This is a genomic window from Ruegeria sp. YKSF131 (genome assembly GCF_059612645.1).
The window spans coordinates 1-1,339 of the sequence record NZ_JBXWQZ010000136.1 but is presented as its reverse complement, the minus strand read 5'-3'; the positions used below and the strand labels follow the sequence as shown (position 1 = coordinate 1,339).

General features: G+C 62.3%; 2 protein-coding genes. Both read right to left on the bottom strand.

Features of this window, described 5'->3' with window-relative positions:
• Positions 1-539 (bottom strand): SDR family oxidoreductase (locus AC2FLZ_RS21970; RefSeq protein ID WP_496882795.1); only part of this gene is annotated, 539 nt, incomplete at its 3' end.
• The coding region (rfbB, locus tag AC2FLZ_RS21965; RefSeq protein WP_496882794.1) for a dTDP-glucose 4,6-dehydratase at positions 536-1,339 on the bottom strand (804 nt) is incomplete at its 5' end. The genes AC2FLZ_RS21970 and rfbB, both read right to left, overlap by 4 nt.

Genomic DNA, 1,339 nt, shown 5'->3' with positions numbered 1-1,339 from the left:
CCGCCAATCTGGTCTGCGACGATCGTCAGGCGGTCACGCTCTTTGCCGAGGCGCAGCATGGTTTTGACGAAGTTATGTCCATGTGACGACACCACCCACGAGGTTCGTATGATTGCATGGGGTCCGCCCGCCGCAATCACACCGGCCTCACCCGCCAGCTTGGTGCGCCCATAGGCGCCCAGCGGGCCGGTCGCGTGGTCGGGCGGAAACGGGGCCGTGCCCGCCCCGTCAAACACATAATCCGTCGAGACCTGAACAAACGGCAATCCGCGCCCGGCCGCAGCTTTGGCCAGCGCCGTGGGCGTGGTTCCGTTGATCAGCAGGGCAAGGTCTTCCTCCGCCTCGGCCTTGTCGACGGCGGTATATGCGGCGGCGTTGATCACCGCATCCGCATCGGTGTTGCGAACCAGGGCCGCGCACCCTTCGGGATCGGTAAAATCCGCCTTGTCGCGCCCAAGCGCTTCAACCGAGATTTCCCCGCCACACCGGATCAGTTCCCGGCCCAGCTGACCGGTCGCCCCGAAGACCAGAAGTTTCACGCGCTGACCCCCAGCCGTTCGCCAACGCCGGACCGGCCTTGCAGGGACCGCCACCACTCTTCATTGTTCAGGTACCATTCAACCGTTCTGCGCAGACCCTCCTCTACCGTCACGGATGGGCGCCAGTTCATTTCGTTGCGCATCCGCGAGGGATCGATGGCGTAACGCGCATCATGCCCGGGGCGGTCTGTGACAAAGGTGATCTGGTCCGCATAGACCCCCTGCGGTTTCGGGCGCAGGTCGTCCAGGATCGCGCAAAGCGTCTGCACCAGTTCCAGATTGCTGCGCTCGTTCTCGCCACCGATGTTGTAGGACCGGCCGACAGCCCCCTTTTGCACCACCAGCAAAAGCGCGTCGGCGTGATCCTCGACATACAGCCAGTCGCGGACATTCGAGCCGTCACCATAGATCGGCAGCGCCTTGCCCGCGATTGCGTTCAGGATCACAACAGGGATCAGCTTTTCAGGGAAATGATAGGGTCCGTAATTGTTCGAACAGTTGGTCAGCACCACCGGCAGGCCATAGGTCTCGTGCCAGGCCCGGACCAGATGATCGCTGGAGGCTTTCGATGCGGAATAGGGTGACCGCGGATCATAGGGAGTATCCTCGGTGAACTGGCCGGAGGGCCCCAGGCTGCCAAAGACTTCATCGGTCGAGATATGGTGGAACCTGAAAGTGTCCGGTTTTCCCTGTCCGGCCCAATAGCTGCGCGCCGCCTCCAGCATGTTGTATGTGCCCAGGACATTGGTTTCGATGAAAGCCCCCGGCCCGTCGATGGACCGGTCAACATGGGATTCTGC